Source organism: Paenibacillus sp. FSL K6-4396 (assembly GCF_038002525.1).
Lineage (GTDB): Bacteria > Bacillota > Bacilli > Paenibacillales > Paenibacillaceae > Paenibacillus > Paenibacillus amylolyticus_B.
Genome location: NZ_JBBOCR010000001.1, coordinates 5,638,740 through 5,657,680 on the forward strand (window position 1 = coordinate 5,638,740; position 18,941 = coordinate 5,657,680).

Here is an 18,941-nt window from a genome sequence, read left to right on the forward strand (position 1 = left end):
GATGCCGTATGGGATATGGATAAATTATCCTTCGACCCGGTAGACACTCTTAATGCGGCGAATGACGCTGAGTGATTCAAAATGTTTTAACACTTTATCCATGCTTGCCTTACTCGCATTATGTGTAACGATAATGATCTCGGCATCCGGGTTGTGCTCATTCGGCTGTTGAACAACCGACGCCAGACTGACATCATACTCTGCGAAAATTTGTGTGATTTGTGCCAATACACCGGCTTTATCGTCTACGTGTAGTAAAATAAAGTTTTTCGACACGATCTGCTCGTCGCTTTGCAGTCGCTTAATCTTATAAGGCACAATTGCTTTGAGACCGTTCACGCCAAGTTTAAGGTTTTTGGTAACCGCCACAATGTCAGCTACAACCGAAGTTGCCGTTGGGAGTTCTCCCGCACCCGCACCGTAGAACATCGTCTCCCCTACAGCTTCACCGTGTACATATACTGCGTTGAACACACCGTTGACTGAAGCAATCGGGTGATTTTGTCTAACCATCGTCGGCTGAACGCTAATTGTGATCTCATCGCCAATACGGTCCGCAATACCAAGTAACTTCATCTCATAGCCCAGTCTTTTGGCATACATAATGTCTTCACGAGTTACGGAGGATATTCCTTTAACGGTTACATCCTTCAACTCCACATTGGTGCGGAAACCGAGTGTACTCAAGATCGCCATTTTGCGAGCTGCGTCAAGTCCCTCCACATCGGAAGTTGGATCGGATTCAGCGTATCCCAGAGCCTGTGCTTCAGCCAGTACTTCTTCATAGGATGCACCTTCCTGACTCATTTTGGTCAGAATAAAGTTCGTTGTTCCGTTCACAATCCCCATAATGCGAGTAATCCGGTCAGAAGAGAAACCTTCAATCAACGTACGAATGATCGGAATCCCTCCAGCAACACTCGCCTCATAGAACACGTCACATTGTTTTTCCTGCGCCTTCGCCAAAATCTCTGTACCATGTAGTGCCATGAGATCTTTGTTTGCTGTTACGATATGCTTCCCACGTTCCAACGCTTCAAGAATATACTCCTTCGTCTGATCAATGCCGCCCATGACTTCAACGATGACGTCAATATCCGGATGACGAATGACTTCCCAAGGATCTTCCGTAAGCTTGGCACGGTCTACAGCAATAACACGTTCTTTCTCTGTATTTTTCACTGCGATCTTCTCGATGACAATCGGCGATCCAACCTGACTGCTCAGATCCTCCTGATTCCCTTCCACAATGCGAACGACTCCCGTTCCGACAGTTCCCAGACCCAACAATCCGACTTTTACTGGTTTCACTAACGATCTACCCCCTAATGTCTATTCTTGTCCGTCAGTCCTGTATGTTAAAGCCTAATTACCCTTGGCCTACAATACGTGTACGTCTTACGCCAGGCATATCTTGCATTCGATCCAGCATTTCACCAATTTCGCCATGAAGATGTGTCGTTTCCACCGAAATGACAACATTGGCTCTTCCTTGAAGCGGGATACTCTGATTAATCGTGAGTACATTAGCTCCATAACCAGCTACATGTCCAAGCACACGAGACAAAATACCCGACTGATGCTCCAGATCAATGGAGATCGTTACAATTCTCTCGCGCTCAAGCTGGTTGATCAGATGAATTCCATCCTTGTACTTGTAAAAGGCACTCCGGCTTAATCCGACCTGTTCAACCGCCTCATGCACTGTTTTAACATCACCAGAAGCCAGCAGTTCTTTTACCTGCATGGTCTTCACCACTGCCTCTGGTAAAATATCTTCCCGTACTAAGTAATAGCGTTCGTTCACAGAACGTCCTCTCCTCAAAGACTCATGTATTCATATAGTGGACATTATATAGGATCTATGACAAAAGGGCAATACATGACACGCCTATTTTTTGAAATACGTTCCTCACAGTATACAAGTTTATGCCTCTCCCATGTCAGGAAAAAACAAAAAAAACGCAGAGTTGCGGGCCAACTTCCCACTTCTCTGCGTTTCTATATCGATCTGTCTCTCCACGGAAGACGGCTACTTAGTAGTAACTGCTGCCTTCCACGAATTCGAATTCAAATTCTCCAATACGCACGATGGTACCTTCTACAGCTCCGCGCTTACGCAACTCAGCGTCGACACCCATATAACGCAGTGTACGTGCGAGTTTCAGTATGGCTTCATGTGAGTTCAATTGCATCCGTTTCATCATGCGGTCAATCTTGGCACTTTCGACAACGAACATTTCGTTCTCACGCACAATTTTGAAACCATCGTCTTCTTTTTTGTCCAGACTGTATACTTTACGTTCAGATACATCTGCTACCTCTTCAACCACTCGCTCGTCTGGAACCTGATCCAGCAGATCAGCTGCACGATACAGAAGTTCTTGAATCCCTTTCCGGGTCAAGGATGAAATTGGCATCACTTCAATATCAGGTTGAACTTCACGAACTTGCTGTAAAAATTGCTCCAGGTTCGCTTCAGAGTCTGGCATATCCATCTTGTTAGCTGCTACAATTTGCGTTCTCTCGGCGAGAAGCGGATTGTACAACTTCAATTCGTCATTGATTTTCTGCCAGTCTTCAAAAGGATCGCGTCCTTCCGAACCCGACATATCTACGACATGAACAATAATACGAGTACGCTCGACATGACGTAAGAACTCATGTCCCAGTCCAACCCCTTCATGCGCACCTTCAATCAGTCCAGGCAAATCGGCCATGACAAAGCTTCGGCCTTCTCCTACACCGACTACACCCAGATTCGGTGTAATGGTTGTGAAATGGTATGCACCGATCTTTGGCTTGGCTGACGAAACGACAGAAAGCAATGTGGATTTCCCGACACTCGGGAAACCAACCAGACCAACATCTGCCATAACTTTCAGTTCGAGTACGATGTAACGCTCTTGTCCTTCTTCACCGTTCTCAGCAAGTTCAGGTGCAGGATTGTTCGGTGTAGCAAATCGGATGTTACCCCGTCCGCCCCGTCCACCACGTGCAATGACAACCTGTTGACCGTGACGTGTCATATCCGCCAGTACTTCTCCACTGTCTTCATCCAAAATGATAGTTCCTGGTGGAATGCGAACAATCATGTTCTCCGCGTTTGCACCATGCTGACTTTTATTACGTCCCTTCTCACCACGTGGGGCTTTGAAGTGACGCTGGTAACGGAAATCCATCAACGTACGCAAACCTTCATCCACGCGGAAAATGATGTCAGCTCCTCTGCCTCCATCGCCCCCGGCAGGTCCGCCGTTTGGTACATACTTCTCACGACGGAACGAAATTATTCCGTCCCCTCCGTCTCCGGCTTTTACATAAATCTTCGCTTTATCTACAAACATTGGTTAACCCCTTCTTCCTATATTCCACACGGCATTCTGAATTGTATAAACGTATCCTCAGACGGAAACTGCTCCGTTCTGACTTTTTTTCCTTTGAGTACGGCAGTAAGCTGCCGTAGTGTTTCCGGATCGGGTGTTTGATCCCCGTCCAGTCGGACAACCACATCTCCATGATCCTGTCCGAAGTTCAAGGTCAGTTTGCGAACCTCTCCCCAAGAAGACCGGCCGCCGCCATATTGATAGGCCCTGATTGCATCCGCAATCGCCCCGGTAAGTGACTCGCCATCCTCGGGAGAGACCAGAGCACTAAGCTGCAACTCATCTTCTATTTCCACATGCAAGTCCAGCGCAATTCCACTGGCGCGAAAAGACTGAAGATAAAATACGAGGGAAGGAATACCTAATCTGGAGATTCGGCTTTCTTCTGTAACCCGCTCTTTTATTCTTTCCACACATTGCAAGGATTTATCAAGTTTGCCCAGCCGAAGATATCCATATAACACCTGAAGGTCGTTCATCCAGTCGTGTCGATGATGATTTAATGAAGCAATTGCTGTTTTTTCCATGGATTGTATGATGGCTCTGCGTTCCGCCTCCGCCTGTTTCTTCATCGCATTCACAGAAATAAGCAATACTGCGACGGACCACAATGCGCACACGGCGCTTGAGATTATCGCCGGATACAACATAACGAAAACCAAAGGAATCAGAAGTGAACATGCCGCAATCCACGGCACTCTTTTCCAAGATTTCATGGCTTCTCCCCGTTCTACAAAACTCGGTTGGTCTACACCCACCGTAACCAAGTATAACATGTCTTTTCTGCCAGTTCATTATCGAATAACCGTTGAATACAAAAAACCTTCGGCAAAAATGCCGAAGGCTCCTTAGGCGGAATGCCGATATTACGCTTCTACTGCTGCTGCTACAGGAGCAACATTAACAGGGTAGATGCTTACTTTTTTGCGATCGCGTCCCCAACGTTCGAATTTTACAACGCCGTCGATTTTCGCGAACAAAGTGTCATCTTTACCGATGCCAACGTTAGTTCCCGGGTGAATTTTCGTTCCGCGTTGGCGAACGAGAATGCTACCACCAGTTACAGTTTGACCATCAGCACGTTTAACACCCAGACGTTGAGCATTACTGTCACGTCCGTTCTTCGTGGAACCTACACCTTTTTTCGATGCGAATAACTGAAGATTTAATTTCAACATGATTGGTTGTCCTCCTTCTTTGCTTATTTGAATTGCTGTATTTTAATATACTTCCCGTATGACTCTGCAATATTAGAGAGCATAACCACCATGGATTCGAGTAACAATTGTACCTGGGACCAGGTTTCCCCTCTCTCTAACAAAGGTAAAGAACCGCTTAAAAAGCCATTCTTCATCTTGGCATCCATTTCAACGCCGGTCAATGTTTCAATCGAGTTCACCGTACCCACTGTAACAGCGGATACCCCGGCACATACGATGTCTTCTCCCCGCTTGGCAAAATTAGCATGCCCTTCAATGGAAAAACGTTCGATGTTCCCGTCCTCATCACGAAAGATTTGAACGATAATCACTTATCGCACCTTCTTTACGCTTTGATTGTTTCGATAGTTACTTTAGTGTACGGTTGACGGTGACCTTGCTTCACATGGTAGTTCTTTTTAGGTTTGTATTTGTATACGATAACCTTTTGTCCTTTGCCATGTTTCTCCACTTTAGCCGTTACAGTAGCTCCGGAAATCAATGGTGTACCTGCTGTCAAACCTTGATCGTTAGATACAGCCAGGACACGGTCGAACGTTACGCTTTCGCCATCGTTCGCAGTCAATTTCTCGATGAACAGAACATCGCCCTCTTGGACTTTGTACTGTTTGCCGCCTGTTTCAATAATTGCGTACATTTGCCTTGCACCTCCTCATGTCTCAGACTCGCCCGTTCTCAGGTGACAGTGTCCTTGCGGAACTGTTCTTATACCCGGCCAGTGCGGTTACAGCATGTGCAAGACCATTAGGCTAAACACATACTTGAAGATTATATCACGCAATATATCAAAAATCAATGCAAAGGTGAAATATATCTTTTTCCCGTACCATGGCAAGAAGAACACGGCTCCACATAGGGCAACGTACTTTCTTCCCGCACTTTCTTACGGGTAAGTTCGAGCAAGCCCAGCTTGGTCCAACCCATTACAAACGCTTTGGTCCGATCCTTCTTGAGCTCACCCTCCAAGGTTGCTGCGACTTCATGCCGATTCGAGGCTTCCTCCATATCAATGAAGTCGACAATAATCATGCCACCGATATCACGCAGGCGCATTAGACGGGCAATCTCCACTGCTGCCTGTATGTTGGTCTCTGTCACGGTCTCTTCCAGACTATCACCGCCAGCTCCCGTATATTTACCCGTGTTCACATCCACTACAGTCAGAGCTTCAGTATGATCAATAACAATGTATCCGCCTCCGGGCAACCACACCTTCCGGGCAAAATCCTTATTCAACTGTTCCTGCACACCATAGGCAGCAAAGATGGATTCTGTTCCCCGATACACCTGTACTTTGGGTTGATGACCAGGACTAATCTCTTCGAGCAATGCTTTTACTTCACGGGCTTGTCCCTCACTATCAGTGATGACTTCGTCACTCCCTGGCGTATACACATCTCTGATGATTCGCTGTACCATGCTATGATCCCGATGCAAGAGGCTTGGTGAAGGCAAACTGTCCGCTTTTTCACGAATCAGATACCACTGCGCGCGTAATGTTTCCAAGTCCGACTTAATGGCCTCATGCTGTTCTTCTCCAGATACGGTCCGAATAATAAGTCCTTCTTCATCCCGCCTCAGTTGCTCCCCAAGTGCCTTAAGACGGGAACGATCCCCTTCACGGGCAATTTTCTTGGATACCGCTACATAGTCAGCAACAGGCATGTAGACAAGCCAACGGCCCGGGAGTGAATAATGAGTCGTCACCCGGGCTCCCTTGCCTCCTACCGGTTCTTTCAGAACCTGAACAATGACTTCCTGACCCGGACGAAGCAACTCCGAGATGGAAGGCTTCACCTTGGGCTGTTTCTCCAGATGGGGATGCAACACATCGTCCACATAGAGGAAAGCATTCTTTTTCTGACCAATATCCACAAAAGCAGCCTGCATACCTGGTAACACATTCACGACCCGTCCCTTGAAAAAGGAACCCAGCAGTCCACGATCGCGTGTACGTTCTGCCGTAAATTCCACAGCTTTGCCTTCTTCCAGAAGCGCCATTTGCATGAGGTTATGTTCATTATGTACTATCATTTGTTTCATGGCTTCACCTCTAGAAGACAATTCAAATCATCCACATCCATTTCAGTATCTTTTCAATTCTCATTGTACATATATTAACCCATTTCAGAACAGGTCCACCAGAACACTACAATTTATCACCATTTTGTTGAAAATAGGAACCGATAATCCGTTGCTCAGGCAATACGGCCATAATTCGACCCTGTCTGTTCATCACGTATACCATATGGTATCTTTCTCTCTTTAATAGACGCAAAATAGTGTCCAAAGGTTTCGCCGGGAATGAGATTATTGGCTGCGCCAAACTGCCAGTAGCCGCGTGACGAGCAAACGCACCCTCTCGATTCATAAGAAAACGAATAAAGCGATAGGGCACATTTCGGTAATCCGTTACGTTGGAATAGAACAAAAAAAGGCCGATTAACAGAATGTTGAGCGGTAGGCCGTAGTCTCCAGTAAACCATCGGCTTATCGCATATAATATCACCCCTACGCTACACAGAATGCTAATTCTGTAAGTCCACATTAATGTTGTATAGTAGGGTGCCCACAGACTGACAAGTGCCTGAACAATTTTACCTCCGTCGAGAGGAAGTACAGGCAGCAGATTAAAGAGAGCAATGAGCAGATTCCCCTGAATGATATAGTTTAGAAATACCGGATCGCCCAGATTGCCATACTGCAACAGCATAACCACGCCAACCATCAGCATGTTTTGTAATGGACCAGCCAGAGCAATCATGATTTCCCGGTAGGCCGTGATCGTACCTCCATCTTCGATAACCGCTACTCCTCCAAAAGGGAGCATCTGGATCGACAAGACACGATAGCCCAGAAGTGCCGCCGCCGCAGCATGTCCACATTCATGAATGAATACGATGGCAAACAACGTAATAAGTTCAATAAAATGTCCAGTCAGAAGGGAGGCCATCATGATAATTACAAAAAACGGATGAAACGTAATACGGACTCCCCACACCCTAATCAAGGGCAACAACTTCCGCCGGGTCTACGTACTCCTCGCCCTCTTTGACTGCAAAATAGAGCGTGGCCGGTTGTTCACCACCCGTAGCCTTGAGACTCCCCACTGGATTCCCCGCTTCCACCCAATCGTTCACGCTCACTTCACTTTCGTTCAGCCGACCATATATTGCCGTGACATTGCCTGTATGTTGGATGACAACTGTGAATCCACTTGCTGCATCGCCGATAACCTCCATGACACGCCCAGCATCAGAACTTTCGACCTGTATACGTTCTGCACCTGCGGCATCCGGAACGATCTCAATTCCCTTCATGCTCAGCGCGAATGGCTGAACCACTGTGCCTGAGATCGGTTTGCCCAGTAACTGCCTTACTTTCAATCCGTTCACGGCATCCGTCGTATGTCCGAGGACCGGAAGAAACGAAGGTGTTCCTCCAAAATGCCGTTCATACCAAGCCGCTGCTGAGGCAAAATCCATATCCCGATGGAGTGCATCCGCAATGACTGTTTTGGGTGATGTCGTCCACGATGTATCCAACTGAAATAGACCCCATACTCCGCCAAATATCAAAGCGCTAATGACCGTCCGTTTGAGAAGTGACTTGAACAGGTTAAATCTCGAATGCCCCCCTGGAACGAAATGACCATTCTCTTTTTTCCACAACCATTCCGGATCTCTTTCCTGTATACCTTCACTAGGCGTAAATGGTTTCGAGTGTATGATCTCATTCTTGTCCAATAGCGAACCTACTTTTTGCTCCTGTAAGACCTCCACAGTGGCACCATCCATCAGTCGCCGGATGCGTTCTTCTCGTCTCTGCTTGATTCTGAGTTTCGTGTTCATGAAATGTCCTCCCGCCGAGGCTTGTTTACTACATCCTATGAAGAGGTGGTTGATAATATGAACAAGCCTGCCCGCAGGTAACAAAAAAAGCCGGGCTATAAGCCACGGCTGTCATGTAATTGCTTTATGAATAAGTTCGTTTAACGAGTTAACCCATTCCGAAGAACTTTTTGAAACGAGTAAAAGCGCCCTTTTTCTGCTCCAGCTGCATCAATGGAACCGTATCTCCCAGAATGCGTCGTGCGATATTCCGATACGCAATCGCCGCAAGTGAATCCGGATTCATGACCGTAGGTTCTCCTGAATTGGCAGCTTTGATGACCAGTTCATCATCAGGCACGATGCCAATCAGGTCAATATTAAGTACTTGTAAAATACCATCGATATCTAACATGTCACCCGATTTGACCATATTATTGCGAATTCGATTCACCACCAGCTTTGGTGATTGAATGTGTGAACTCTCCAGCAGGCCGATGACACGATCCGCATCACGTACTGCAGCATTTTCCGGTGTAGTGACCACGATGGCCTGATCTGCTCCTGCTACCGCATTTTTGAAACCCTGCTCTATGCCGGCTGGGCAATCAATAATAACGTATTCAAAATCTTTTTTCAGTTCAAGGATAATATCCTTGACCTGTTCTGGCGACACTGAGTTTTTGTCTCTCGTCTGCGCCGCAGGCAACATGTATAATTCTTCGAAACGCTTGTCTTTGACCAAAGCCTGATTCAGACGGCAGCGGCCGTCGGCAACGTCGCACAGATCGTAAATAATACGGTTTTCGAGTCCCATCACGACATCCAAATTACGAAGGCCGATATCGGTATCTACCAGACAAACCTTTTTGCCGAGCAGCGCCAGCGCTGTCCCGATGTTTGCCGAGGTGGTTGTTTTACCCACGCCGCCTTTACCCGAAGTGATCACGATCGCCTCTCCCATGAGCTACACTCCTTTAAACACATTAAAATCTCGGCGTAACCGAACGATATTGCTCATTTTGTCTATCTGCATCTGATTGTCCTGTAAGTAAGCAAATTCCATTCCGGTCTCTCGGCTCTCCCATTCATCGGGAGGACGACTGATGATATCCGCAATCCGTAGCTGCGTCGGTGCAAATACCGAAGCGGCAATGATCGCTTCCTCGTCCCCGCCAATTCCGGCATGAGCCATACCTCTGAGTGAACCCAACACATATATATCTCCGGTACACGTCACTGTGCCCCCCGGATTGATATCCCCAAGAAACAGGAGATTTCCTTCATGATGAAGCACCTGACCTGAACGCACCATACCACACATGGTTACAATCGGCGGTGGTCCTTTAACCTCCGGTTGGAGTGCAGGTGAGTCGATGGATCGAATAAGCAGATTCCCTTTTTGCTTCAATATATCGAGGATTGCTTCTTTCTGGTCCTCTGTCACTTCGCGGGCACCCAACTTGATATCCACATGAACAATCGGTCCGGTCAAAATATTTTGATGGCTGTGTTCCAGCTTATAGCGGAGCTCATAGAGCAATTCCTCGAATTCACATTGATCGTCCAACAGGAAAACCAGGCCGTCTCGGATGCCTTTAATCGTTACGTGATTCGATTTTACCGTCATAAGCCTGTCCCTCCCATCTCATTACATTTCGTGCCCGGGGCCCCAAGTTCCTGCTTTGCGCTCCATAAATGTATTTAGGAAGCTTCTTCTGTCTTGCTCCGTCTCTTGCCGATCCGCTCCAGTTGTTTCCGAAGCGGGACATATATGATCAAGGCAAACACAAAATGAATGAACAAATTAGGAATCATGTATTCAATCAACGCCCAGTCAAAGGTCACGTGGTTAAGTTGGAAGAGCTTGTACAGGAAAAATAGCATGGTGTCATTAAGCAGACTTCCCAAAATGACAACCGATACCATAACCGGCAGTGGTGCACGTGGTGCTTGAAAAATGAGTCCCATCATATATGCCGATAATCCCATCGAGAATCCATAAGGTCCAATCATCTCACCGTAGAATACAACATCATGCAATAGTCCAAAAAATATACCGAGTACTAGTGCCGTGTGACGATGATGATATACAGCGATAAACAAAATGACGATATAGACCAGATTGGCAGAAATACGCATGTGCCAGCCAGAAGGGATGAGCAACGGTAAAATTGTGCCTTCCGCAATAAACAAAACGAATAGTAACAGGAATAGAACTTGCTTGCGCGTTACCATTATTCTTTTACCTCAGGCGGGATAATGACAATCAGCTCTTTCCAATCAAGGAAGCTTGCGTATGGCTCAATTGTAGCTGTTTTGGTTAAACCATACTCACTTTTCTCGACACTCTTCACTTTACCAATCCGCATGTACTTCGGAAAATTGTTAATAATTCCGGAAGAGATAATCTCATCATCCTCTTTGATATTTGAATCCTCCGAGATTTTGGTCATCTTGAGCATGCCCGTCTTCGGATCGTAGCTCTCAATCATACCAAACACTTTCTCTTTACCTACTGCGGTTGCTGCAATGGCATTGGATGTCGGATCATTGGCATCCATGGACGTTAACAGATTAACCGTTGATGTATATGAGCTGACATGACTGATCACGCCGACCAGCCCTTCCTGGGAGGTAACGGCCATCCCCGGCTTAATTCCCGCATTTTCACCGATATCAATGTTAATGGTTCTGCTATTTGGATCCGAATTGGCACTGATAACCTGAGCAATTCGTGAACCGTAATTATAGCGATTTTTCTGTTCTTCTGTGAAATTGAGCGCTTTCTGAAGCTGCTCATTCACTTGCTCCATATCATTGTACTTCAGCCGATCCCGGGTATAGTGACCCATCGCGATGCGGAGCTCTTCATTCTCTTCATATACCGTACGCATGTTCGCTACATCTTTGAAAAAGCCCGCTACATAGGAAGCGGGCTTGTAAAATACGTATTGTACAAATCCAACTGAATCCTTCAGGAATTTCTCCGGCCAGGATAGAGTGGTTCGCGGACTGAGCGTAAAGCCCATTAACGCGATAAATGTAACAAGGCCCACCAGCAAAACAAAAAGTCTTTTGTTGCCTAGCAGTTTAAACAGTTCGAACACCCTCTAACATCCATATTCTCTTCCGAGCCATGCCCGGCGGGGAGACTGTCAGACCTGTAGTCCCTGCGAGAATATCAGCCGATCCTCCCCTGTTAAGCGGGTAATAGCTCATCCCCGGGGTTAACCGGGTCCTCTATAAAGATATCTTACCACTTGGTCGCTATGCCAAGTTAGGCAAATACCAATTAACGTTTGGAACGAACTGCCGAACTGCTTCTGCTTTTGAACAAATGAATATTCTCTAGCGCTTTACCTGTTCCGATCGCTACACAATCCAGCGGGTTCTCAGCCACGATGACAGGCATTCCTGTCTCACCAGCGAGAAGCTTGTCCAGGTTGCGAAGCAACGCCCCACCACCTGTAAGAACGATACCCCGATCCATGATATCGGCAGCAAGTTCAGGCGGGCATTTTTCCAGTGTTACTTTTACCGCTTCAACAATTGCATTCACGGTATCAGCCAGCGCTTCACTGATCTCGTCCGAAGTAATCGTAATTGTCTTCGGCAGACCTGTTACAAGGTCACGTCCACGAATTTCCATCGTTTCTACTTGTTCCAATGGCATAGCTGATCCGATGTCCATCTTCAATTGCTCCGATGTACGCTCACCGATCATCAGATTGTATTGGCGTTTGATGTACTGGATAACGGATTCATCCATCTCGTCACCTGCTACACGAACCGAACGGCTCGTTACAATACCACCAAGAGAGATAACAGCCACTTCCGTTGTGCCGCCACCAATATCGACAACCATACTACCCGTTGGTTCCCATACAGGCAGATCTGCACCGATTGCAGCAGCAAAAGGCTCTTCAATCGTATAGGCTTCACGTGCTCCAGCCTGTTTGGTTGCATCTTCAACCGCACGTTGTTCTACTGCCGTGATCCCGGATGGTACACATACCATCACGTTTGGATGACGCTGGAACATGGAGCGCTGTTTCTGCGCCTCACGGATGAAATATTTGATCATCGTTGCCGTTGTATCGAAATCGGCAATAACGCCATCTTTCATTGGACGAATGGCACGAATGTTACCTGGTGTACGTCCAATCATTTTTTTGGCGGCTTCACCTACTGCCTCGATGCTATTTGTATCTGTCCGTATAGCGACAACCGAAGGTTCTCGCACCACAATTCCTTTTCCTCGTACATAAACCAACGTATTTGCTGTCCCCAAGTCAATACCCAAATCTTTCGTAAAACCACCAAACATAACATAATCTCCTTTTCTGCCTCATATAGCCGCTCCATTCTGATCCAGAGCGTAATAATTTTATTCCCACGCAATACGTGGAGCTAATATTCGCATTTGTTTTTTTGCATTTGTAAAGTGAACCTATCTTTTACGGACAACGCCGTTAACATTCATAGGAAAACATCAACGCCAACCATTATATTATACTAAGCCCTTCTCCTTCAAACTTACGTACGTTCCATCTCCGATAATAATATGATCAAGCACGTCAATGCCAACAATAGCGCCTGCTTCAATCAGTCTCTTGGTTATTTGGATATCCTCCGGACTGGGCGTAGGATCACCACTCGGATGGTTGTGTGCGCACACAATCGATGCGCTGCTGCATTTGATGGCAGCCCGGAACACTTCACGTGGATGTACAATCGAAGCGTTAAGGCTGCCCATGGAGAGTGTTTCCTGGGCAATAATATGATTTTTGCTATTCAGAAAAAGACACACAAAATGTTCTTTTTGCAAGTAACGCAATTGTTCCATCAGGATATCAGCTGCATCACGCGGTGTACGAATTGAAGTCGACTGTATGAGTCTGCTCTTGGCAATCCGATGACCCAGCTCAATGCCAGCTTTCAATTGCACAGCCTTGGCATTGCCAATCCCTTTCATCGTGGTCAGTTCTTCCAAACTCAAATCCATCAACGAGCGAATGCCACCCGCTTCGGCCAAAATCCGCTGTGCCATATGCACCGCGGATTCCTGTCTTGTGCCTGTTCGAAGTAAAATTGCCAGCAATTCAGCATGGCTTAAGGCGCCCGCCCCGTATTCCATCATGCGTTCTCTCGGGCGTTCTTCCTGGGGGATGTCGCGCATCATGTATTGAGGCGACTCCATATGTTCCCTCTTTTCATTTCACAACATTTGGCTTCATTCATGTTCGTGGCAGCACATGTACGCCGAACCCGTCCAACATATCACTTAACAAAGATAGCGGCAAGCCAACCACATTAAAATAACATCCTTCAATGCGGTCGATCAGTGAAGCACCCATGCCCTGAATGGCATATGATCCTGCCTTATCTGAAGGCTCACCTGTCTGCACATAAGCACGGATGGTCGCATCCGACAGCTCTTTCATCGTTACATCGGTCTGGCGGTAATGAACTAACGACTGTCCATTGCCCGCATCAATACAAGCGACGCCCGTGAACACCCGATGTACGCGGCCCTGCAGCCTTGATAACATACGTTCAGCATCCGCTTCGTCTAAGGGTTTGCCTAGAATCTCACCATCCAGAACAACAACGGTGTCACTACCAACAATAATGGCTTCCTGCTCGCGGCCTTCAAGCCCGCGATACACGGCAAGCGCCTTGCGCAAAGCAAGTTCCTGTACCGTCTGTTCAGGTGTCCACTCTGGTGGTGTATCTTCATTGGCATGACTTGGTATTACATCAAACGCTAGGTGGAGTGATGCGATCAGTTCTTTGCGCCGAGGCGATGTGGAGGCCAGAATAATAGGGCGCTGTTGTGTGTTATCCAAAATGAACGGCTCCTTATGCCACGGCAACATCCTGTCCGGATCACGATAATAGATGTCACTGGTTTAATTTTTTTCGTCATAACTCGTCATTCTCCTACAGTCTGCGATACAGCCACACAGCGGCAATCATACCGATCAGACTCAGAAGGCTCATTTGAAATTGAAGTGAAATATTATAACTGATAATATCCAGATCAGCCTGTGGCGACCAACGTATGGTCGTGGCTTTCGTAAGAAAGGCTACTGCCTTTACAGGCTGCAGTGCCTTGGCGATCCACGCTCCGGCCATCCAGCCGAGCAGCAGAAACAGCAATAACATGCCGAAGTTTTTTTTCATCGGTAATCTTCCCTCGCCATTTTTTGACACCCACATTATTATACGGGGTTTTGTACGCCAATACAAACACAAATCCGGCAAGGGGAACTATTTCCAGTTCCTTGCCGGATGAGTATTTCCAAGCGTTGTTATGGGAAAGAGCATGTTACTGCTTAATCGCTTCGAGCCATTTTTTCTGCTGCAGTACATATTCCATCAGATCGGACTGCACAGACCACATGTGCACATCATCCGGGTTCTTGTTGTACTCTGCAATAGCCGTTATTGCATCGTTCATTGATTTCTCCATTCCACCAACAATAGGTTGTACCTCCGCAGTCAGGCCGGGTGAGAGGCTATTCAAACCGGTTAACCACGACTGGTGCTTATTCTGAATCGCGGTCATCGTTTCTGCAGAGACTGCTGTCGGTGCGGATTGTCCCAACTGCTGAATGGACAAGGTAGACAATTGTTCGACCAGTGCAGAACTGTTTGTGAAGAAAAGCTGCACATCCTCTTGCTTGCCACCGAATATAGCCGGATTGATCTCAGGGTTCACGATCTCCTTGACATACAGTTCGACTCCCTGAGCTTTTAGCCTGGAGCTAAGTAGCTTGGCCTCTTCACGATCAGCCGAAATGCCTGCATATACTCGATTGCCATCTTCAGGATCAGACCCTGCGGATATACCAGCCTGAGCCAGCTCAAGCTTGGCCTGCTCAGCTCGTTCAGGAGAACTGAACACGCCGTATTGAAGTGCATAATACGTGCTGCCAGTAGCCGCTGTCTGTACCTGCTGTTCTGTACCTGCTGCCCCCTCCTGACCCGTCACAGTGGAAACTGCCTGATTGACGGGAAGAAGATTGCCTGGCTTTAGGGCTCCTTCTTTATTAAAAAATGAAAGAATAACCATGCCAAAAAGCGCTCCGGTAACAAGTGCCCCAGTGACAGAACCAATCATTTTCCAGCCTCTTGGAGGGCGATTGCGCTTATAGGAATAGTTCTCCGAATCTACAAGCCAGTCGTGGCCTTGATCATCATGGGTATTGGACAGATCATGACGCTCTTCCTCCGGATTATCGGTGTGACTAACATAACCGTAACCGGAACGGTTTCCAAAATAATGAGCCTCATCCAAGTTCAAGTTCGAATCAGGGCTCACCCGCTCGTCAGGTTCAGGTACAGTAGAGCTTGTCAGCACCGTCTCTCCCCAGTCTCCGGGGATATCCTCAGGCGTCCATGATGGGGTTGTATCCATCTGCTTAGGCGTTAGCGGTTGATTATGCGGTAACTCTTCACTTAACGTCACCAATGGACTGGACGCGGAACTCCTCTTATTTTCAGGCTTGTCCGACTCATGATCCCCGAAGCGAAACGTCATTCTAGCATTGCTCACCCGCACCCTCTCCTTTGTCCCATTTATATCAGCTATATGCAGAGACTGGAGAATACATTCCATATAACGCAAAAAAAACGCCTGCTTCGTATCGAAGACAGGCGTTTTCTCAATTGATTTATTTCAAACTTTTGGCAAGTGTATCGCCGACTTTCCAAATATCACCTGCACCCATCGTAATCACAAGATCTCCTGGCTGCAAACGATGCTGCAGATCAGCTACAACTTCTTCTTTTGTAGGGAGGTAACGTGCAGAAGCATTACTGTTTTGAACAATCAGTTCAACCAGTTTGGCTGAGGTTACCCCTTCGATCTGTTTTTCGCCCGCAGGAGAATAGATATCCGTAATAAGCACTTCATCCGCTTCCGCAAAAGCACGACTGAACGCATCCAGCAGGAAGAACGTACGCGTATAACGCTGTGGCTGGAATACCGCGATAATACGTTTGCCCGTTGCTTTCGCTGCACTAATGGTAGCTTCAATCTCAGTTGGGTGATGAGCATAATCATCGATGATCAGCATATCGCGCGCCTCGCCCAATACCTGGAATCTGCGTTTGGCTCCGTGGAACTGGATGATAGCTGCCACAATCTTCTCAAATGGAATGCCTGCTTCCAGACAGGTAATCACAGTAGCCATCGCATTATAAACGTTATGTTTACCCGGCACCGATAATTCCACCGTGCCCATAGCAGCACCCTGATGATTCATCGTAAAGGAGATACGGCGATCGCCCAATACAATATCCGTTGCCGTATAATCTGCAGCACGATCAATACCATAGGTTGTAATCCGTGACTTGAGTTCTGGCAAAATCGCTTGAACATTCTCGTCGTCAGAACACACAATCGCTGTTCCTTCCGGACGAATCTGGCTCAGGAACTGGACATAAGCCCTTTTGAGCTCCTCAAAATCACTGTTGTAATTCTCTAAATGATCTGCCTCAATATTGGTTACAATACCGAGCCATGGATGGTACTGCAAAAACGAACCATCGCTCTCGTCCGCTTCAGCGACTACCCAGTCGCCTTGACCGGCCTTCGCGTTGGTACCCACATTCATGATTTCTCCGCCAATGATATATGTCGGGTCCGTATCACATTTATCCATAACAAGTGCAATCATGGATGAAGTGGTTGTTTTACCGTGAGCTCCGGCTACAGCCACACCTTTACGTTCGTTCAACAAACGTGCAAGCATCTGGGAACGATGCAGAATCGGAATGTTCAGCTCTGCAGCTGCTACCCGTTCCACATTATCAGCAGGCGCTGCCGTAGAGTAGACAACCAGATCTGCTCCAGTGACGTGCTCTGCCGTATGTCCGATATATATTTTCGCTCCCTTGGCTGCCAACTTCTCGGTCAACTCCTGTGAAGCGACATCCGATCCGGTAACGGTGTATCCCATTTCCAACATAACTCTTGCGATGGCACTCATGCCATATCCGCCAATCCCTATAAAATGAACGTGTTCCGATGTATTTAACAAAACTTTCACCAACCTTTTTCAGAATCGGTTTGATGCAAAAGGGCTGCCCGCACATCCGCAATCAGGTACAGTGTGCCGGAGACCACCCCCAGATCTTCCGCTTCCGTCCGTGACTTCAATAGATCAAGTGCCTTTGCCCATTCGGGCTCGACGATGATTTCCAGTTCCTGCTTCGCAATGGCGGGACGTACCCGTTCGACAATCTGCAGCAATTCGGCTGCATCCATTTTGCGTCGGAAATCTGGCTCGGTCAGGATCAGCGTATCCACTAGTGGCAGTATATGCTGCAAATACGCTTCGTGATGCTTATTTGCCAACATACCCATCATCAAAATTAACTTGTTGTGCGGATAGACATCCACAATGCTCTTGGCCAGTGACTCTGCCCCTTCCGGATTATGTGCTCCATCAAGCACAATTCGGGGTTCATCGACGACTTTTTCGAATCTTCCTGCCCAGAAAGCATTCTCCAGTCCAAGTGCAATATCGTTGTCATCCAGCATAAATGCCATGTATTGTCTAAGCAATTCAAGCACCATCAGTGCGGCCGCAGCATTGTCACATTGATGTGAGCCTTGCATGCGTATGCGAACGTCCAGATCACGAAACGGGCCGGTAAAATGAAAAGATTGTCCGTTCTCATTACTCTCCAGTCGATGATAAGAGAATTGATCTCCAGCCAAATACAGGCTTGATTGAAGCTGCTGTGCTTTCTCCTGAATCACTTTCACAGCTTCAGGTTGCGTCGCGCAGGTCACAACGGGTACTCCCGGCTTGATAATGCCTGCCTTTTCTCCAGCAATCTGCTCAATCGTATCTCCAAGCACATCCGTGTGATCCATACCAATGTTGGTGATGACGGACACAACAGGCGAAACAATATTCGTTACGTCCATCCTTCCCCCCAGCCCCGTCTCCCATACCACAACATCAGGGTAGCACTCTTCTGCATAATACAGAAGCGCGAGAGCCGTGGACACCTCAAACATCGTTGGGGAACCAAGCGGAGTAGATGCCATTTCCATAACCAACGGGCGCAGACGGTTAGAGATCTTCAACAAAGTCTCTTCCGGAATATCCTCGCCGTTGTATTGAAAACGGTTCGTAAACTTGGTGATATAAGGCGACGTAAAGGTACCCACATCATATCCAGCCTGAAGAAGCACTGACGTCAAAAAAGCGCAAGTCGAACCTTTGCCGTTCGTTCCCGCGACGTGAATAAATTTGAGACGTTGGTGAGGATTGCCTAACATAGACATCAGACTCTCGATTCGTTCCAATCCAGGTCGAATGCCAAAAGGAATAAGGCCATTGATCCAGTCCACGGCCTCGTTATACGTAAGTAAAGGAGCTGCTGCATCTGTCCCGTCTAATTCCGTCATCTGATTCACCTTCGGTCCCGAGTTTGAGTGAAAAAAGCGGCCGGATGGCATAATGGCTCTCCATCCGACC

Annotated in this window: 21 protein-coding genes and 1 other annotated feature; all 21 genes read right to left on the reverse strand. The window is 47.3% G+C overall.

Annotated elements, in window-relative coordinates; all coding sequences use genetic code 11:
• Positions 1-24 precede the first annotated feature (24 nt).
• Entirely contained in the window at positions 25-1,311 is a 1,287-nt protein-coding gene (locus MHB85_RS24685; RefSeq protein WP_017692626.1) for a homoserine dehydrogenase, read from the reverse strand.
• Between the two features lie 58 nt (positions 1,312-1,369).
• Positions 1,370-1,807, reverse strand: a complete 438-nt coding sequence (locus MHB85_RS24690; protein ID WP_017692625.1) for an ACT domain-containing protein — start codon at positions 1,805-1,807, stop codon at positions 1,370-1,372.
• A 229-nt stretch (positions 1,808-2,036) separates the two neighbouring features.
• Positions 2,037-3,347 carry a GTPase ObgE gene (gene obgE / locus MHB85_RS24695; protein ID WP_192136248.1) on the reverse strand — a complete coding sequence of 437 codons (1,311 nt, stop codon included), beginning with the start codon at positions 3,345-3,347 and terminating at the stop codon, positions 2,037-2,039.
• Between the two features lie 17 nt (positions 3,348-3,364).
• Positions 3,365-4,162 carry a Spo0B domain-containing protein gene (locus tag MHB85_RS24700; RefSeq protein WP_223199765.1) on the reverse strand — a complete coding sequence of 266 codons (798 nt, stop codon included), beginning with the start codon at positions 4,160-4,162 and terminating at the stop codon, positions 3,365-3,367.
• Between the two features lie 90 nt (positions 4,163-4,252).
• The gene (gene rpmA, locus MHB85_RS24705; RefSeq protein WP_017692622.1) at positions 4,253-4,564 is read right to left on the reverse strand and encodes a 50S ribosomal protein L27; all 312 of its coding nucleotides are present in this window, start codon (positions 4,562-4,564) and stop codon (positions 4,253-4,255) included.
• A gap of 23 nt (positions 4,565-4,587) precedes the next feature.
• A complete protein-coding gene (locus MHB85_RS24710) occupies positions 4,588-4,917 on the reverse strand; it encodes a ribosomal-processing cysteine protease Prp (RefSeq protein ID WP_036605912.1) in 330 nt (109 codons plus the stop codon).
• Positions 4,918-4,931: 14 nt separating this feature from the next.
• The gene (rplU, locus tag MHB85_RS24715) at positions 4,932-5,243 is read right to left on the reverse strand and encodes a 50S ribosomal protein L21 (protein WP_017692620.1); all 312 of its coding nucleotides are present in this window, start codon (positions 5,241-5,243) and stop codon (positions 4,932-4,934) included.
• A gap of 14 nt (positions 5,244-5,257) precedes the next feature.
• Positions 5,258-5,342, reverse strand: a sequence feature (ribosomal protein L21 leader region).
• A 56-nt stretch (positions 5,343-5,398) separates the two neighbouring features.
• Positions 5,399-6,649, reverse strand: coding sequence for an Rne/Rng family ribonuclease (locus MHB85_RS24720; protein WP_036605911.1), 1,251 nt, complete (start codon positions 6,647-6,649; stop codon positions 5,399-5,401).
• A gap of 106 nt (positions 6,650-6,755) precedes the next feature.
• Positions 6,756-7,616, reverse strand: coding sequence for a M50 family metallopeptidase (locus tag MHB85_RS24725; RefSeq protein WP_091011902.1), 861 nt, complete (start codon positions 7,614-7,616; stop codon positions 6,756-6,758).
• Entirely contained in the window at positions 7,609-8,457 is an 849-nt protein-coding gene (locus tag MHB85_RS24730) for a M23 family metallopeptidase (protein ID WP_192136249.1), read from the reverse strand. The genes MHB85_RS24725 and MHB85_RS24730 overlap by 8 nt, the downstream gene beginning before the upstream one ends.
• Before the next feature lie 148 nt (positions 8,458-8,605).
• Complete coding sequence (minD, locus tag MHB85_RS24735; RefSeq protein ID WP_053783092.1) at positions 8,606-9,400, reverse strand: septum site-determining protein MinD; 795 nt, start codon at positions 9,398-9,400, stop codon at positions 8,606-8,608.
• Between the two features lie 3 nt (positions 9,401-9,403).
• A complete protein-coding gene (gene minC, locus MHB85_RS24740; RefSeq protein ID WP_017692615.1) occupies positions 9,404-10,066 on the reverse strand; it encodes a septum site-determining protein MinC in 663 nt (220 codons plus the stop codon).
• A 74-nt stretch (positions 10,067-10,140) separates the two neighbouring features.
• Entirely contained in the window at positions 10,141-10,674 is a 534-nt protein-coding gene (gene mreD / locus MHB85_RS24745) for a rod shape-determining protein MreD (protein WP_091037552.1), read from the reverse strand.
• A complete protein-coding gene (gene mreC, locus MHB85_RS24750) occupies positions 10,674-11,546 on the reverse strand; it encodes a rod shape-determining protein MreC (RefSeq protein WP_192136250.1) in 873 nt (290 codons plus the stop codon). Before mreC ends, mreD begins: the two co-directional genes overlap by 1 nt.
• A 185-nt stretch (positions 11,547-11,731) precedes the next feature.
• Entirely contained in the window at positions 11,732-12,766 is a 1,035-nt protein-coding gene (locus MHB85_RS24755; RefSeq protein ID WP_017692612.1) for a rod shape-determining protein, read from the reverse strand.
• 183 nt (positions 12,767-12,949) lie between these two features.
• Positions 12,950-13,639, reverse strand: coding sequence for a RadC family protein (gene radC / locus MHB85_RS24760; RefSeq protein WP_091011896.1), 690 nt, complete (start codon positions 13,637-13,639; stop codon positions 12,950-12,952).
• 37 nt (positions 13,640-13,676) lie between these two features.
• A complete protein-coding gene (locus MHB85_RS24765) occupies positions 13,677-14,288 on the reverse strand; it encodes a Maf family protein (protein WP_244661157.1) in 612 nt (203 codons plus the stop codon).
• Positions 14,289-14,382: 94 nt separating this feature from the next.
• On the reverse strand, positions 14,383-14,625 hold the full coding sequence (locus MHB85_RS24770) for a DUF4321 domain-containing protein (RefSeq protein ID WP_036605903.1): 243 nt from the start codon (positions 14,623-14,625) through the stop codon (positions 14,383-14,385).
• Between the two features lie 145 nt (positions 14,626-14,770).
• On the reverse strand, positions 14,771-16,000 hold the full coding sequence (locus tag MHB85_RS24775; protein WP_192136252.1) for an SPOR domain-containing protein: 1,230 nt from the start codon (positions 15,998-16,000) through the stop codon (positions 14,771-14,773).
• A gap of 118 nt (positions 16,001-16,118) precedes the next feature.
• On the reverse strand, positions 16,119-17,438 hold the full coding sequence (gene murC / locus MHB85_RS24780; protein ID WP_244661167.1) for a UDP-N-acetylmuramate--L-alanine ligase: 1,320 nt from the start codon (positions 17,436-17,438) through the stop codon (positions 16,119-16,121).
• Positions 17,439-17,494: 56 nt separating this feature from the next.
• The gene (locus MHB85_RS24785; protein ID WP_091011917.1) at positions 17,495-18,871 is read right to left on the reverse strand and encodes a bifunctional folylpolyglutamate synthase/dihydrofolate synthase; all 1,377 of its coding nucleotides are present in this window, start codon (positions 18,869-18,871) and stop codon (positions 17,495-17,497) included.
• Between the last annotated feature and the right edge of the window lie 70 nt (positions 18,872-18,941).

Coding starts and splice junctions, on each gene's coding strand:
- MHB85_RS24730 (WP_192136249.1), bottom strand. CDS start 8,457: ATGAACACGAAACTCAGAATCAAGCAGAGACGAGAAGAACGCATCCGG.
- radC (WP_091011896.1), bottom strand. CDS start 13,639: ATGGAGTCGCCTCAATACATGATGCGCGACATCCCCCAGGAAGAACGC.
- MHB85_RS24770 (WP_036605903.1), bottom strand. CDS start 14,625: ATGAAAAAAAACTTCGGCATGTTATTGCTGTTTCTGCTGCTCGGCTGG.
- obgE (WP_192136248.1), bottom strand. CDS start 3,347: ATGTTTGTAGATAAAGCGAAGATTTATGTAAAAGCCGGAGACGGAGGG.
- MHB85_RS24785 (WP_091011917.1), bottom strand. CDS start 18,871: ATGACGGAATTAGACGGGACAGATGCAGCAGCTCCTTTACTTACGTAT.
- murC (WP_244661167.1), bottom strand. CDS start 17,438: ATGAGTGCCATCGCAAGAGTTATGTTGGAAATGGGATACACCGTTACC.
- MHB85_RS24700 (WP_223199765.1), bottom strand. CDS start 4,162: ATGTTATACTTGGTTACGGTGGGTGTAGACCAACCGAGTTTTGTAGAA.
- rpmA (WP_017692622.1), bottom strand. CDS start 4,564: ATGTTGAAATTAAATCTTCAGTTATTCGCATCGAAAAAAGGTGTAGGT.
- minC (WP_017692615.1), bottom strand. CDS start 10,066: ATGACGGTAAAATCGAATCACGTAACGATTAAAGGCATCCGAGACGGC.
- rplU (WP_017692620.1), bottom strand. CDS start 5,243: ATGTACGCAATTATTGAAACAGGCGGCAAACAGTACAAAGTCCAAGAG.
- minD (WP_053783092.1), bottom strand. CDS start 9,400: ATGGGAGAGGCGATCGTGATCACTTCGGGTAAAGGCGGCGTGGGTAAA.
- mreD (WP_091037552.1), bottom strand. CDS start 10,674: ATGGTAACGCGCAAGCAAGTTCTATTCCTGTTACTATTCGTTTTGTTT.
- MHB85_RS24720 (WP_036605911.1), bottom strand. CDS start 6,649: ATGAAACAAATGATAGTACATAATGAACATAACCTCATGCAAATGGCG.
- MHB85_RS24755 (WP_017692612.1), bottom strand. CDS start 12,766: ATGTTTGGTGGTTTTACGAAAGATTTGGGTATTGACTTGGGGACAGCA.